We start from the raw sequence: 13,150 nt of genomic DNA on the forward strand, positions 1-13,150 counted from the left end.
TCCGATGCAGGAACTGACCCACTACATCAACGGCGCCCACGTCAAGGGCACATCCGGCCGCTTTGCCGATGTCTACAATCCCGCCACCGGCGAGGTTCAGGCCAAGGCTCCGCTGGCCAGCGTCGAGGAAATGGCGAAGGCCGTCGACATCGCCGCCGCCGCACAACCGGCCTGGGCCGCCGTCAACCCGCAGCGCCGCGCCCGCGTGCTGATGAAATTCGTCGATCTGCTGAACCGCGACATGGACAAGCTGGCCGAGGCGCTGAGCCGCGAGCACGGCAAGACCTTCCCCGACGCCAAGGGCGACGTGCAGCGCGGTCTGGAAGTGGTGGAATACTGCATCGGCGCGCCGCAGATGCTGAAGGGTGAATTCACCGATGGCGCCGGCCCCGGCATCGACATCTACTCGATGCGTCAGGCGCTCGGCGTCACCGCCGGCATCACCCCGTTCAACTTCCCCGCCATGATCCCGATGTGGATGTTCGCCCCGGCCATCGCCTGCGGCAACGCCTTCATCCTGAAACCGTCCGAGCGTGACCCCTCGGTGCCGCTGATGCTGGCCGAACTGTTCGAAGAGGCTGGCCTGCCCAAGGGCATCCTGCAGGTGGTGAACGGCGACAAGGAGGCAGTCGACGCCATCCTCGATCATCCGGTCATCCAGTCGGTCGGCTTTGTCGGCTCGACCCCGATCGCCGAGTACATCTATGGCCGTGGCTGCTCCAACGGCAAGCGGGTGCAATGTTTCGGTGGCGCCAAGAACCACATGATCATCATGCCGGATGCCAACATGGACCAGGCCGCCGACGCGCTGATCGGGGCCGGTTACGGCGCCGCCGGCGAACGCTGCATGGCGATCTCGGTGGCCGTGCCGGTGGGCGACGAGACCGCAGACAAGCTGATCGAAAAGCTGGTGCCGCGCATCGAAAAGCTCAAGGTCGGCCCCTACACCGCCGGCGATGACGTCGATTACGGCCCCGTCGTGACCTCCGCCGCCAAGGAAAAGATCCTCGGGTTGGTGCAGTCGGGCGTCGATCAGGGCGCCGAACTGGTGGTCGATGGTCGCGGTTTCTCGCTGCAGGGGTACGAGGACGGCTTCTTCGTCGGCCCGCACCTGTTCGACAAGGTGACCCCGGACATGGACATCTACAAGCAGGAGATCTTTGGCCCGGTGCTCTCCACCGTGCGCGCCCAGAGCTATGACGAGGCGCTGAAACTGGCCATGGATCACGAGATGGGCAACGGCACCGCGATCTTTACCCGCGATGGCGACACCGCCCGTGATTTCGCCAGCAAGGTCAATGTCGGCATGGTCGGCATCAACGTGCCGATCCCGGTTCCGCTGGCCTATCACACCTTCGGTGGCTGGAAGAAATCGGCCTTCGGTGACTTGAACCAGCACGGGCCGGACGCCTTCAAGTTCTACACCCGGACCAAGACTGTCACCTCGCGTTGGCCCTCGGGCCTGAAAGAGGGCGGCGAGTTCCACTTCAAGGCAATGGACTAACCATCTGTCATGAAAAAGAAAGCCCCGGCCAACCGGCCGGGGCTTTTGCGTTTGCGCAAGCGCCTCACCAAGCGAGCGTCTGCATCCCGTCCCGGAACAACCAGCTTTCCACCACTGGCCAGGTTCCCATCTCGACCCCGTCGATGTAATCCTCCTTGGTCAACCCGGCCGCCTTGGAACAAGCCCCGCACATGATGACCGTGCCGCCGTCGGCGATGAAGGCCGTCAGCATGTCCTGGATCGAGGTTCCGCTTTCCGCCATCAGCCCGTGCACATGGCTGGCCCGCTTCTTGTCGGCCAGGTAGACCGCCCGCACGTTCAGCCAGATCGCGGTGTCATGACCGCCTTTCAGCGATTTCTGATGCGCGAACATGATCGCCTTGGCGGCCGCCCAAGTGTCATCGGTGGTCAGGTTGATGAACAGGCCCCGCTTGGCACCCTCGTCGGCGCGGGCGACGTCTGCCCCGACGCCGGCAAGAAGTGCGACCGCAAAGGCCAGAACCAGGGATAAGATCTTCGATTTCATGGTTTTCTCCTGTGGGTGATCCGCCTGAACCTAAGACACATTTCAAATACTCGATATGACCTGAATCAAACCCTCCAGTGCAGGAAGGTTCGTGGCGCGCAGCGCCCTTTCCCCCATGTCAGGTTGACCACCCCCGCCGTTGCGGAAAACCGTCACGCCGTCGCAAAGGCTGCGCGACAGGATTGACCGATTGGCGAGACCATGGTCTCAAAGGCAAACTGTTCGTTCACCTCAGACCTCTTTCGGGGGCACTCATGTCGGTATCCTTTCGCATCCTCCCTGACCGCGGGCTGGTCTTTGTCCGCTACGCCGGGGTTCTCCGGCTGGAAGACACGATGAACGCCTTTGCCGAATATGCCCGGCACCCCGACTGCCGCCCAGGGCAAAAGCAACTCGTCGATCTGTCCGCTGTGACCGATGTCGAACAGGATTTCGTCCAGTTGATGCAGGTGCAGGCGCAGAAATCCGAGGTCTTCGGCGACGAGGGCGCCGAGACGCTGATGGTCTATGTCGCTCCGCACCACCTGGGCAAGCAGCTGGCGCGGAATATCCTGCGCTCGTGGGAGCCGTTCGACTCGGTCGTCGCCCTGGTGCAGGAGGACGAGGCCCACGCGCTGGAGCTTCTGGGGCAGCCCGAACGCCAGCTTGATGAGCTATGGAGCATCGCCAAGGAAGCCTGAGCCGGGAAAACCCACCTGTATTGGCTGAAACCAAGGCGATTTGCCGCGCAACCGCTAACAATCGCGTGAGACCGGCCTCTGCGGCAGGGGGCGCACTGGATTTGCGGGCGCGGTTTACGTATTCAACCCCCAGAACCTAATCTATCCGAGGTCCGAGCACATGACTGACAAACGCATCACCCGCCGCAGCGCGCTGCTTGGCGCTGCCGTGACTCTCGCCACCCCCGCCCTTCTTCGGGCTCAGTCCACCGACGCCTTTCCGCAAGAGGAACAGCCGATCAGCGATCAGTTCCCGGTGCGTCGCAACATCTCGTCGTTCCGAGAGCAACATTGGCAAGACCATTTCGACGAGCTGGGCAAGGGCTGCCTGCTGGCCGACATTTCCAGCCGCGCGGTGCACTATTGGGGCCCCGACGGCGAGACCTATCGCCTCTACCCCTCCTCGGTGCCGCTGACCGAGGAACTGACCAAGCGCGGTTATACAAAGGTCGTGCGCAAGGCCGAGAATCCGCGCTGGACTCCGACGCCCTCGATGCGCGAACGCGACCCCTCGCTGCCCGCGTTCATGAAGGGCGGGCCGGGCAACCCGCTGGGCACCCGGGCGATGTACCTGGGCTGGCCAGCCTACTTGGTGCATGGCACCCATGACACCCGCAAGATCGGGCGCCAAAGCTCGTCGGGGTGCATCGGGCTTTATAACCAGCACGTCGAAGAGCTTTACCCGTTGGTGCAGATCGGCACGCAGGTCCGGCTGCTCTGAATCGGGGAATTCAGGCCCTGTTTCGTACAAGGCGGGCGGTCCGGTCGGGCCGCCCGTTTTGCGTCTGATCCGGGCCGGTCGCCCTATCGCTTGCGCATCCAGAAGCTTTGCGCCCGACCCCGTGCCAGGAACGGCAGCGCCGCCACCGCGTCGGGGCGGTCGCGCTGCAACAGGTAGCCGGGCCAGAGGATCTCGTAGCCGCCTCCCTGCAACAGCGCGTGCAGCATGTATTGCTCGCCCCAGGACGGGCAGTCGTAGAAGAACCGCTTGGGATACTCGTAGGGCAGGAACACGTCGTGGACGTGGATCACCACGCCGGGCGCCAGTGCCGGGATGATCCGGCAGAACAGATGCGCGACGTCGTTGCTCATCCGCAGCTGGTGGCTGGAATCGATGAACAGGATGTCGCCGGCCTGCAGCGTGGCGAATAGCGCCGGGTCGACAGTTTCCAGCGCCGCCTGTTCGAAACGGTCCACCACATCGGCAATATCGGCGCGCGGCCAAGGGTCGACGGCGGTCAAGGTGGTGTCCAGCCTTCCATCGGTGATCGCCTGCCGGGTGACGCGGGTGGAATTGCCGCAGCCCACCTCGATCACCCGCCGGGGGGCAAAGCGGCGCACCATCAGGTACAGCGCCTCGGCGTCCGGGGTGTCGAAATAGCCGTTGTCCGGGACATAACCGCTGTCGGTGCCGGCGGGATCGGCAAGGCGGGCGAGATCGCCAGCATGGGCGCGGTAACCCTCGACCAGCGGGGCGATGTCAAACCCCTCCATCCCCGGCGACAGCGCGTAGACCGGGCGGTCCAGCCCGCCGGCGGCCTCGAAGGCCTTCAGCCGCGCGCGTTCCTGCGCCTGCTCGCCCAAGCTGCGCGCCAGCCGCCGGATTTGCGCCGGATCGAGACCGGCAATCATCGCATCGAGGTCCGGCAAGGGGGGCTTGGGCATGGGGGCGCTCCGTCTGGCTGCGGCGGCCTGCATAGCGCCCTGCCCCGCATCGGCGCAACCGCCGATCGCCCCGGGCGGGCGTTTTCGCTTGGCATTGGGCCTGTGTCGCGCTTGACTGGTCGGAACGTCCCAGTCCGGAGACCGTGCATGCAAAGCGACTTCACCCTCGGGATCGAAGAGGAGTACCTGCTGGTCGACCGCGACTCGCTGCGGCTCGCCGAGGCGCCCGAGACGCTGATGACCGCCTGCAAGAATGACCTGGGCGATCAGGTCAGCCCGGAATTCCTGCAATGCCAAATCGAGGTGGGCACCCGCGTCTGCGCCACCATCGCCGAGGCGCGCGAGGATCTGCGGCGGCTGCGCGCGGTGGTGTCGAAACGGGCCGCCGAGCACGGGCTGGCCCCGATCGCGGTGAGTTGCCACCCCTCTGCCGACTGGAAGGATCAGTCTCACACCCGCAAGCAGCGCTATGATAGCCTCCAGCACGACCTGGGCGGGGTGGCCCGGCGCATGCTGATCTGCGGCATGCATGTGCATGTGGGCATCGAGGACCCGTCGCTGCGCACCGACCTGATGCCGCAGATGTGCTATTTCCTGCCGCACCTGCTGGCGCTGTCCACCTCCTCGCCGTTCTGGCAGGGCGAGGACACCGGGCTGGCCTCATACCGGCTGACGGTGTTCGACAACCTGCCGCGCACCGGGCTGCCGCCGGCGTTCTCGAGCTGGGCCGAATATGAACGGACCACCGGCGCATTGATTGAGCTGGGGGTGATCGAGGACACCAGCAAGATCTGGTGGGATCTGCGCCCCTCGCACGCCTTTCCGACGTTGGAGACACGGATCATGGACGTCTCGCCCCGGCTGGAACACGCGTTGTCGCTGGCGGCGCTGACCCAGGCGATCATCCGCATGTTGATGCGGCTGCGCGAACGCAACCTGCGCTGGCGCGAATACGACCGGTTCCTGATCGACGAGAACCGCTGGCGCGCGCAACGCTACGGCGTGGGAGAGGGGTTGATCGATTTCGGAGAGCGCCGGATCAAGCCGATGCTGCAACTGACCGACGAGCTGACCGGGCTGCTGGCCGAGGATGCCGAGGCCCTGGGCACGATGGAAGAGATCGCCGCGCTGCGCCCCATGGTCGAACAGGGCACCAGCGCCACCCGCCAGCGCCGGGTTTTCGCCGAAGCAAAGGCCAAGGGCGAGGATCCCGGGCAGGCCGTCGTGCGGCACCTAATCGAGGAATTTCACGCCGACCTTTGATCGGCCGGGCTGTATCCGGGGCCTTGCGGCGCGCCCGTCGCCGCGAAACGTCAAATGAATCAGAAACGCAAGACGACTTTGCAGCAATGCGGCTTGATCGTGGCGGGTTGCGGGGATAAAATTAAACATATGTTCAATTAACCGGGTATGAGGGGAGGCGTGCCATGGATTTTGCACTCACCGAAGAACAGACGGCGATTTTCGACATGGCTTTTGCCTTTGGGCAGGAGCAGATCGCACCGCACGCGCGCGACTGGGAAGCGCAGGGCACCATCCCCAAGGAGCTTTGGCCGCAGGTCGGCGAACTGGGTTTTGGCGGACTCTATGTCTCGGAAGAAGGCGGCGGCGCCGGTCTGGGCCGGCTTGACGCCACGCTGGTGTTCGAGGCGCTGAGCATGGCCTGCCCCTCGGTCGCGGCGTTTTTGTCGATCCACAACATGTGCGCCAAGATGATCGACAGCTTTGCCGATGACGCGCTCAAGGCGCGGATCATGCCGGACGTGATCGGGTTGAACACGGTGCTGAGCTATTGCCTGACCGAACCGGGATCAGGCTCGGACGCGGCCGCGCTGAAGACGCGGGCGGAAAAGAGCAACGAGGGCTATACCCTGAACGGCACCAAGGCGTTCATCTCGGGCGGTGGTTATTCGGATGCCTATGTCTGCATGGTGCGCACCGGCGCGGACGGCCCCAAGGGCATCTCGTCCGTGTACGTCGAGGACGGCACTCCGGGGCTGAGTTTCGGCGGCCTCGAAGACAAGATGGGCTGGCGCAGCCAACCCACCGCGCAGGTGCAGTTCGACGATTGCAAGATCCCCGCCGGCAACCTGATCGGCAATGAGGGCGACGGCTTCAAATACGCGATGATGGGGCTTGATGGCGGTCGGCTGAACATCTCGGCCTGTTCGCTGGGGGCGGCGCAGACCGCGCTGAACATGACGTTGGCCTACATGGGCGAGCGCAAGGCGTTCGGCAAAAGCATCGACCAGTTCCAGGCGCTGCAATTCCGCCTGGCCGACATGGAGATCGAGCTTCAGGCGGCGCGTACCTTCCTGCGGCAGGCTGCGTGGAAGCTGGACCAGGGCGCGCCGGACGCGACCAAGTTCTGTGCCATGGCCAAGAAATTCGTCACCGAGGCCGGATCGAAGGTGGTCGACCAGTGCCTGCAACTGCACGGCGGCTATGGCTACCTGGCCGATTACGGCATCGAGAAGCTGGTGCGCGATCTGCGGGTGCACCAGATCCTCGAGGGCACCAACGAGATCATGCGGATGATCGTCGCCCGAAACCTGCTGGCCGAACGCTGAGGGGGTTGAGCATGGCCGATATCGACATCCGGGTCACCGGGCGCGCCGGGCGCATCACCTTTACCCGGCCGCAGGCACTCAACGCGATGAGCTATGACATGTGCATGGCGATCGACGCCGAGATGCGGCTGTGGCGCGACGATGACGATGTGGACCTGGTGGTGATCGATGCCGAGGGCGACAAGGCGTTCTGTGCCGGTGGCGATATCGCCGCGCTCTATGACACCGGCACCAAGGGCGATTTCGCCTATGGTCGCAACTTCTGGCGCGACGAGTACCGGCTGAACGCCTTTATCGCCGAATACCCCAAGCCGGTGGTCAGCTTCATGCAGGGGTTCACCATGGGCGGCGGCGTCGGCATCGGCTGCCACGGCGGGCACCGGGTGGTGGATGACAGTTCGCGCATCGCAATGCCGGAATGCGGCATCGGGCTGATACCGGACGTGGGAGGTTGCCACCTGCTGTCGCGCGCGCCGGGGCACTTGGGCGAATACCTGGGGCTGACCGCCGGACGGATGGCGGCGGGCGACGCGATCCTGGCCGGCTTCGCCGACCATTTCATCCCGCGCGAAAAATGGTCCGACCTGATCGAGATGCTGGAGGCCAGCGGCGACGTGGCCCATGTGGCGGCGCATGCCCTGCCCGCCCCGCCCTCGGCGCTGGGCGAGATGCGTGGCGATATCGACCGCCATTTCGGCGGCGGCTCGCTGGCGGCGATCCAGGCCTCGCTGGCCGGGGACGAGAGCGATTTCGCGCAAAAGTCCCGCGCCGCGCTGGAACGAAACTCGCCGCTGTCGATGGCCTGCACGGTCGAGATGCTGCGCCGGCTGCGCGCCGGGGGCGGTGGTATCCGGCAGGCGCTGGACCTGGAATACCGCTTTACCTGGCGGGCGATGGAAGAGGGCGATTTCCTGGAAGGGATCCGCGCCCAGATCATCGACAAGGACCGCAATCCGCGGTGGAAACACGCCGGCGCGGAGGTGCCCGAGGCGGACATGCTGCGCATGCTGGCGCCGCTGGGGGACGAGGCGCTGACATTCGAAGAGGAGACTGACAGATGAAGATCGGGTTTATCGGGCTGGGCAACATGGGCGGGCCGATGGCGGCCAACCTGGCCAAGGCGGGGCACGAGGTGACCGGCTTTGACATGGCGGATGTCGCCATCGAGGGCGTGCAGATGGCCGGATCGGCCGCCGAGGCCGCCAAGGGGGCCGAGGTGGTGATCACCATGCTGCCCAACGGGCAGATCCTGCGCGCCGTGGCGGCAGAGATCATCCCGGCGATGGACAAGGGCGCAACCTTTGTCGATTGCTCGACCGTCGACGTCGACAGCGCCCGCGCCGTGGCCGCGCAGGCCGAGGACGCCGGCCTTCTGGCGGTGGATGCGCCGGTTTCCGGTGGCACCGGCGGAGCGACGGGCGGTACGCTGACCTTCATGGCCGGTGGTTCGGAGGCGGCGTTCGCCAAGGCCAATCCACTGTTCGACATCATGGGGCAAAAGGCGGTGCATTGCGGCGACGCCGGCGCCGGACAGGCCGCCAAGATCTGCAACAACATGATCCTGGGCGTGACCATGATCGCCACCTGCGAGGCCTTTGCGCTGGCCGACAAGCTGGGTCTGGACCGGCAGAAGATGTTCGACGTGGTCTCGACCTCCTCCGGCTATAGCTGGACGATGAACGCCTATTGCCCGGCCCCGGGCGTCGGCCCGCAATCGCCGTCGGACAACGATTACAAGCCCGGTTTCGCCGCCGACCTGATGCTCAAGGATCTGCGGCTGAGCCAGCAGGCCGCAGAGAGCGCCGATGCCGACACCCCGATGGGCGCATTGGCGCAGGCGCTTTATGCGCAGTTCGTCGAACAGGAGGACGGCAAGGGCATGGACTTTTCCGCCATGCTGCCGCGGTTCGAGAAACGCCACCGCGAATGACGCAGTGACGCGGGGCCACGCCCCCGCACGTTTCGCCGGAGCGGTTTTTCCGCTCCGGCGTCCCGTCTTCACCGTCCGTTAAGACGGGCGCGGTCAAATCCCCGCCATATGTAACGGGTGAATGAGGACCGCGCATGTTCAACAGCAATCTTGGAAATATCGACCGGATCGGCCGCATCCTTCTGGGGGCGGCGATGCTGATCGCCTTTACCGTTTTCGCTCCGGCGGCCTTCGCCTGGCTGTTCCTGCTGGGACTGTTGCCGATGGCCTCGGGGCTGCTGGGCACCTGCCCGATCTATGCGCAGCTGAACCACAGCACCAGCGAGATCGACTGACCCCGCCTACCCCTCGGCCAGCTGGGCGATGCGGTCGGCGGCGGCACAGGTAATACGCGTGCCCTCGTCGATGGCATGGCCGGCGCGGTAGAACTCCAGCGTCGACATGTCGGTCAGATCCGCCGCCAGCGCCAGATCGGCGGGATCGGCGGCCTCGCGGCTCTTGCGCAGGAACTCCGTCAGCACGTCGATCGAGGCCGAGACCACGTCGAAATAGGTCGGATCCAGCGGGCCGGCATCCCGTTCCGGCAGCAGCTTGCGCACCGGGTCGGGCAGCTTGTCGAGCAGTTCCGGCGCCTGCAAAGCGGACCAGAGCCGGCCCTCGCTCGGCTCCCACAGGGGGCCGCCCCCCTTGTCGTTGGGATTGACCGAAAGGATGCGCCGCGCCCCCAACGCCCGCGCGGCAGAGACCGGCACCGGGTTGATCAGCCCACCGTCGAGCAGCCAGCGCCCGTCGATCCGGTGCGGCCGCAGGATCGCCGGCAGCGAAATCGAGGCGCGCACCGCGTCGGCCAACGATCCCTCGCGCAGCCAGACCTCGCGCCCGGTCTGCATGTCGGTGGCCACCGCGATAAAGGGAAACTCCAACTCCTCGATGGTCTCGGGCAGGCCGAGATCACGCAGCATCTCCATGATCGCCGCGCCGCGCATCATCCCGCTGCGGTCAAGCCGCAGGTCGATCATGCCCATGAAACTGGTGCTGCTCAGGCTGCGCGCCCAATTCTCCAGCGAGTCGAGACGGCCCCCCGCCCAGGCCGCGCCCACCAGCGCCCCCATCGAACAGCCGGCCACCATGGCGGGCCGCACGCCCTGATCCTGCAACGCGCGCAACACACCGATGTGGCACCAGCCACGCGCGCCGCCGGACCCCAGCGCCAGACCAAGCGGCCGCAAGCTCACTCCGCCGCCACCCGGGCGCCGTCGAGAATCGGCTTGAGGTAGCGCCCGGTATGGCTGCGCGGGTTGTCGGCGACCTGCTCCGGGGTGCCGGTCGCCACGATCTCGCCGCCGCCGTCGCCGCCCTCGGGACCGATGTCGATGATGTGGTCGGCGGTCTTGATCACGTCGAGGTTATGCTCGATCACCACAACCGAATTGCCCTGGTCGACCAGTTCGTGCAGCACCTCGAGCAGCTTTTTCACATCCTCGAAATGCAACCCTGTGGTGGGCTCGTCGAGGATATAGAGGGTGCGCCCGGTCGAGCGTTTCGACAGCTCCTTGGACAGTTTCACCCGCTGCGCCTCGCCCCCCGAAAGCGTCGTCGCCTGCTGGCCGACCTTGATGTAGTCGAGGCCCACGCGGTGCAGCGCATCCATCTTGTCGCGGATGCTCGGCACCGCCTTGAAGAAGTCGCGCGCCTCTTCGACCGTCATGTCAAGAACGTCGGCTATGCTCTTGCCCTTGAAACGGATTTCCAAGGTCTCGCGGTTATAACGCGCGCCCTTGCAGGTTTCGCAGGTGACATAGACATCGGGGAGAAAGTGCATCTCGATCTTGATGACGCCGTCGCCCTGACAGGCCTCGCAGCGGCCGCCCTTGACGTTGAAGCTGAACCGCCCCGGCTTGTAGCCGCGCGCCTTGGCCTCGGGCAGGCCGGCGAACCAGTCGCGGATCGGGGTGAAGGCGCCGGTATAGGTGGCCGGGTTCGACCGCGGCGTGCGCCCGATCGGGCGCTGGTCGATGTCGATCACCTTGTCCAGATGCTCCAGCCCCTTGATGGTCTCGCAGGGGGCGGGCGTCTGGCGCGCCCCGTTCAGGCGCATCGACGCGGTCTTGAACAGGGTCTCGATGGTCAGCGTCGACTTGCCCCCGCCCGAGACACCGGTGACGCAAACGAACTGGCCCAGCGGGAAATCGGCGGTGAGTTTCTTCAGGTTGTTGCCAGTGGCCTTGACCACGGTGACCGCCTTGCCCTTGCCGGCGCGCCGCTCGGTCGGGATCGGGATCTCGCGCGCACCGGACAGGTATTGCCCGGTGATCGAGGCCGGGTCAGCGGCGATCTGCAGCGGCGTGCCGTGGCTGACCACCTTGCCGCCATGCACGCCGGCCCCGGGGCCGATGTCAAAGACGTAATCGGACTGCCGGATCATGTCCTCGTCATGCTCGACCACGATCACCGTGTTGCCCTGGTCGCGCAGGTTCTTGAGGGTACCGATCAGCCGGTCGTTGTCGCGCTGGTGCAGCCCGATCGAGGGCTCGTCCAGCACGTAAAGCACCCCGGTGAGGCCCGAGCCGATCTGGCTGGCCAGCCGGATCCGCTGGCTTTCGCCGCCCGACAGCGTGCCGGCGTTGCGGCTGAGCGTGAGGTATTCCAGCCCGACGTTGTTGAGGAATCCCAGCCGCTCGCGGATCTCCTTGAGGATGGCGCGGGCGATCTCGTTCTTCTGCGCGCTGAGGGTTTCGGGCACGGTGTCGATCCAGTCGAAGGCTTGCTTGATCGACATCTCGACCACCTGCCCCGCGTGCAGCCCGGCGATCTTGACCGCCAGCGCCTCGGGGCGCAGCCGATAGCCGCCGCAGGCCTGGCAGGGGCGGTTGTTCTGATAGCGTTCGAATTCCTCGCGGATCCAGTTGCTGTCGGTCTCGCGGTAGCGGCGCTCCATGTTGGGGATCACCCCCTCGAACACCCGTGTCACCTGATAGACGCGCCCGCCCTCGTCATAGCGGAACGGGATTTCCTCGTCGCCCGAGCCATAGAGGAACACCTGCTGCACGTGTTTCGGAAGATCCTTCCAGCGGGCGTTCTTGTCGAACTCGAAATGCCTGGCGATCGCCTCGATGGTCTGCAGGAAATAGGGCGACTTGCCCTTGCGCCAGGGCGCCAGCGCGCCGTCGTAGATCTTCAGCGTGGCATCGGGCACCACCAGGCGTTCGTCAAAGAACAGCTCCACCCCAAGCCCGTCGCACTCCGGGCAGGCGCCGAAGGGCGCGTTGAACGAGAACAGGCGCGGCTCGATCTCGGGGATGGTAAAGCCCGAAACCGGACAGGCGAAATTCTCGGAAAATGTCAGGCGCTCGGGGTCGCCCTCCTTCGGGGCGGTTTCCAGCACGGCGATGCCATCGGCCAGGTCGAGCGCGGTGCGCAGGCTGTCGGCCAGCCGGGTTTCCATCCCCTCGCGCACCACGATGCGGTCGACCACCACGTCGATGTCGTGGCGGAATTTCTTGTCCAGCGTCGGCGGCTCATCAAGCTCGTAGAACTCGCCGTTGACCTTGACCCGCTGGAACCCCTGCTTGCGCAGCTCCAGGAACTCCTTGCGGTACTCTCCCTTGCGGTCGCGGACGATGGGGGCCAGCAGGTAGGCGCGCGTGCCTTCCTCCATCGCCATGATGCGGTCGACCATGTCCTGCACCTGCTGCGCCTCGATCGGCAGGCCGGTGGCCGGGCTGTAGGGGGTGCCAGCGCGCGCGAACAGCAGCCGCAGGTAATCGTAGATCTCGGTCACCGTGCCGACGGTCGAGCGCGGGTTCTTGCTGGTGGTCTTCTGCTCGATGGAGATCGCCGGGCTGAGACCGCTGATATGGTCGACGTCCGGCTTTTCCATCATGTCGAGGAATTGCCGCGCATAGGCCGACAGGCTCTCGACATAGCGTCGCTGCCCCTCGGCATAGATGGTATCGAAGGCCAGCGACGACTTGCCCGACCCCGACAGACCGGTGATCACCACCAGTTCGTCGCGCGGGATGTCCACGTCGATCCCCTTCAGATTGTGCTCGCGCGCGCCGCGCACCTCGATCTTTTTCAGCTCAGCCATTTCATCCCCGTTCCGCGTGCCTAAGAAATAGGTGAGCCGGGGCGAGTCTCCAACCGGAAAATGTGAACAAAGTATGAACATCATCGAATTCACCGGTTTCGGCATTTGTATGCACGATGCTGAATGTTATATGAGCGACACCCCGC

At 65.3% G+C, this 13,150-nt stretch carries 12 protein-coding genes; 8 read left to right on the forward strand and 4 right to left on the reverse strand.

Going from position 1 to position 13,150, the window contains the following annotated elements; translation table 11 throughout:
• Nucleotides 1–4 precede the first annotated feature (4 nt).
• Nucleotides 5–1,504 carry a CoA-acylating methylmalonate-semialdehyde dehydrogenase gene (locus ABWV23_RS17450; RefSeq protein ID WP_353350011.1) on the forward strand — a complete coding sequence of 500 codons (1,500 nt, stop codon included), beginning with the start codon at nt 5–7 and terminating at the stop codon, nt 1,502–1,504.
• A gap of 64 nt (nt 1,505–1,568) precedes the next feature.
• On the opposite strand, the gene ABWV23_RS17455 is transcribed toward ABWV23_RS17450, so the two are convergent.
• Entirely contained in the window at nt 1,569–2,030 is a 462-nt protein-coding gene (locus ABWV23_RS17455) for a DsrE family protein (RefSeq protein WP_353350013.1), read from the reverse strand.
• Between the two features lie 254 nt (nt 2,031–2,284).
• Here ABWV23_RS17455 and ABWV23_RS17460 point away from each other — a divergent pair, with 254 nt between their 5' ends.
• On the forward strand, nt 2,285–2,710 hold the full coding sequence (locus ABWV23_RS17460) for a hypothetical protein (protein WP_353350015.1): 426 nt from the start codon (nt 2,285–2,287) through the stop codon (nt 2,708–2,710).
• Nucleotides 2,711–2,870: 160 nt separating this feature from the next.
• A complete protein-coding gene (locus ABWV23_RS17465) occupies nt 2,871–3,470 on the forward strand; it encodes a L,D-transpeptidase (protein WP_353350017.1) in 600 nt (199 codons plus the stop codon).
• A gap of 83 nt (nt 3,471–3,553) precedes the next feature.
• On the opposite strand, the gene ABWV23_RS17470 is transcribed toward ABWV23_RS17465, so the two are convergent.
• Nucleotides 3,554–4,414 (reverse strand): class I SAM-dependent methyltransferase, encoded by an 861-nt coding sequence (locus ABWV23_RS17470; RefSeq protein ID WP_353350019.1) that lies wholly within the window; start codon nt 4,412–4,414, stop codon nt 3,554–3,556.
• A gap of 147 nt (nt 4,415–4,561) precedes the next feature.
• Between ABWV23_RS17470 and ABWV23_RS17475 the strand changes: the two genes are divergently transcribed.
• From ABWV23_RS17475 to ABWV23_RS17495, 5 genes are all read left to right on the forward strand, one after another.
• On the forward strand, nt 4,562–5,677 hold the full coding sequence (locus ABWV23_RS17475) for a carboxylate-amine ligase (protein WP_353350021.1): 1,116 nt from the start codon (nt 4,562–4,564) through the stop codon (nt 5,675–5,677).
• 164 nt (nt 5,678–5,841) lie between these two features.
• Complete coding sequence (locus ABWV23_RS17480) at nt 5,842–6,984, forward strand: acyl-CoA dehydrogenase family protein (protein WP_353350023.1); 1,143 nt, start codon at nt 5,842–5,844, stop codon at nt 6,982–6,984.
• An 11-nt stretch (nt 6,985–6,995) separates the two neighbouring features.
• Complete coding sequence (locus tag ABWV23_RS17485) at nt 6,996–8,045, forward strand: enoyl-CoA hydratase/isomerase family protein (RefSeq protein ID WP_353350025.1); 1,050 nt, start codon at nt 6,996–6,998, stop codon at nt 8,043–8,045.
• Nucleotides 8,042–8,914 carry a 3-hydroxyisobutyrate dehydrogenase gene (gene mmsB / locus ABWV23_RS17490; RefSeq protein WP_353350027.1) on the forward strand — a complete coding sequence of 291 codons (873 nt, stop codon included), beginning with the start codon at nt 8,042–8,044 and terminating at the stop codon, nt 8,912–8,914. Before ABWV23_RS17485 ends, mmsB begins: the two co-directional genes overlap by 4 nt.
• A gap of 134 nt (nt 8,915–9,048) precedes the next feature.
• On the forward strand, nt 9,049–9,249 hold the full coding sequence (locus ABWV23_RS17495; RefSeq protein WP_353350029.1) for a YgaP family membrane protein: 201 nt from the start codon (nt 9,049–9,051) through the stop codon (nt 9,247–9,249).
• Between the two features lie 6 nt (nt 9,250–9,255).
• Here the strand turns inward: ABWV23_RS17495 and ABWV23_RS17500 are convergent, their stop codons facing one another.
• Entirely contained in the window at nt 9,256–10,149 is an 894-nt protein-coding gene (locus ABWV23_RS17500; RefSeq protein WP_353350031.1) for a patatin-like phospholipase family protein, read from the reverse strand.
• Nucleotides 10,146–13,004, reverse strand: coding sequence for an excinuclease ABC subunit UvrA (uvrA, locus tag ABWV23_RS17505; RefSeq protein ID WP_353350033.1), 2,859 nt, complete (start codon nt 13,002–13,004; stop codon nt 10,146–10,148). The genes ABWV23_RS17500 and uvrA overlap by 4 nt, the downstream gene beginning before the upstream one ends.
• Nucleotides 13,005–13,150: the final 146 nt, after the last annotated feature.

The sequence above is a fragment of the Aquicoccus sp. SU-CL01552 genome (genome assembly GCF_040365005.1).
Taxonomy (GTDB): Bacteria; Pseudomonadota; Alphaproteobacteria; order Rhodobacterales; family Rhodobacteraceae; genus Antarcticimicrobium.

What these genes read in the sequence shown, in the direction of transcription:
- ABWV23_RS17450 (WP_353350011.1), top strand. Translation starts at nt 5, where the DNA reads ATGCAGGAACTGACCCACTACATCAACGGCGCCCACGTCAAGGGCACA.
- ABWV23_RS17455 (WP_353350013.1), bottom strand. Translation starts at nt 2,030, where the DNA reads ATGAAATCGAAGATCTTATCCCTGGTTCTGGCCTTTGCGGTCGCACTT.
- ABWV23_RS17460 (WP_353350015.1), top strand. Translation starts at nt 2,285, where the DNA reads ATGTCGGTATCCTTTCGCATCCTCCCTGACCGCGGGCTGGTCTTTGTC.
- ABWV23_RS17465 (WP_353350017.1), top strand. Translation starts at nt 2,871, where the DNA reads ATGACTGACAAACGCATCACCCGCCGCAGCGCGCTGCTTGGCGCTGCC.
- ABWV23_RS17470 (WP_353350019.1), bottom strand. Translation starts at nt 4,414, where the DNA reads ATGCCCAAGCCCCCCTTGCCGGACCTCGATGCGATGATTGCCGGTCTC.
- ABWV23_RS17475 (WP_353350021.1), top strand. Translation starts at nt 4,562, where the DNA reads ATGCAAAGCGACTTCACCCTCGGGATCGAAGAGGAGTACCTGCTGGTC.
- ABWV23_RS17480 (WP_353350023.1), top strand. Translation starts at nt 5,842, where the DNA reads ATGGATTTTGCACTCACCGAAGAACAGACGGCGATTTTCGACATGGCT.
- ABWV23_RS17485 (WP_353350025.1), top strand. Translation starts at nt 6,996, where the DNA reads ATGGCCGATATCGACATCCGGGTCACCGGGCGCGCCGGGCGCATCACC.
- mmsB (WP_353350027.1), top strand. Translation starts at nt 8,042, where the DNA reads ATGAAGATCGGGTTTATCGGGCTGGGCAACATGGGCGGGCCGATGGCG.
- ABWV23_RS17495 (WP_353350029.1), top strand. Translation starts at nt 9,049, where the DNA reads ATGTTCAACAGCAATCTTGGAAATATCGACCGGATCGGCCGCATCCTT.
- uvrA (WP_353350033.1), bottom strand. Translation starts at nt 13,004, where the DNA reads ATGGCTGAGCTGAAAAAGATCGAGGTGCGCGGCGCGCGCGAGCACAAT.